The 1,010-nt window shown below is 31.7% G+C and carries 2 protein-coding genes; both read right to left on the bottom strand.

Translation table 11 applies throughout. From position 1 onward, the window contains the following. The coding region (locus AC1DPQ_RS28725) for a hypothetical protein (protein ID WP_477611711.1) at positions 1 to 283 on the bottom strand (283 nt) is incomplete at its 3' end. 261 nt (positions 284 to 544) lie between these two features. Beyond that, positions 545 to 1,010 (bottom strand): hypothetical protein (locus tag AC1DPQ_RS28720; protein WP_477611710.1); only part of this gene is annotated, 466 nt, incomplete at its 5' end.

Here is a 1,010-nt window from a genome sequence, read left to right as displayed (position 1 = left end):
CTTTAACTTCAATCACTAACAGATTTTTGTCTGTTTCCAATTCTTTTTTTTCCAATATTAATAGCTGGCTTTTATCTCTTAAATCTTTTAACTCTGTAAAAGAACTTTTCTTCAAGTCTAATATTTCAATATTTTTTTTATAGTCATTATAATAAATCCCCGCCGTAAACCCCATTCCAAATAGTGATAGAATAGATATTATGGTGCCAACATTTGTGCCTAAATTCAGTATTAGTAAATTTAAACTCGTGGTAAATAAACTTCTAATGTTGGTTGTGCTCATTCTTTTCTATCATATAAGTGGAAATCTTTTTTTGATGACGGCTAAATATACCCTTTCTAGAGCAAGTCTTCGTGCCCATTGCCTTAAACATTGGCCTGACTTGTGTCTAAAAAATACTATCGATTAATTACTTCATCAAAAGCACAAGTCATCCAGCTTGTTAACCTAGACAATAAGATTTGTGCTAGTATGGGGAATTACAAATGTTGAATTTACAATCTTCAACTCTATTATTGCTAATACGGCGCTAGTCCTTTTGTTTTATGTAAATAAATTTTTTATCATTTGTTTAATCGTACCGTTCTCTAGTTTTAGTCCGAGCGGTTTTGAAATGTCATGTCCCTCGGTTAAATGTAAAGATGTATTGTATATTATTCCTAATAAGAAATATGTCTCGGGAATATGTATCCCAATATTTTGGGCAAAACGCAGCTTATTCTTGGTCCCATTTGTATTTATGAACTTAGTCTTATTTGCAGGGTCTGGAATTAAATCATAAACAAGTTTTTCTATTTGAACTCTAACTCCAAAACATATAGCTAATGGGTCAAATACATCCTTCTGAAACAAGTATCTTCGTACCTCTCTGAATACTTTTTGAAAGAATTTTTCAGGTTTAGCCCAATCTACATTAAGTTTAAGTGCATTGAACTCATGTTCCAAATTAATCGTATTGATTGCCGGATGATAGTGAAAGTAGTATGCATCTACTTGGACTTTGATACTT

Source organism: Pedobacter sp. 01T416_2 (assembly GCF_056398925.1).
The sequence above is the reverse complement of the archived record's forward strand: the minus strand, read 5'-3'. Positions and strand labels throughout refer to the sequence as shown.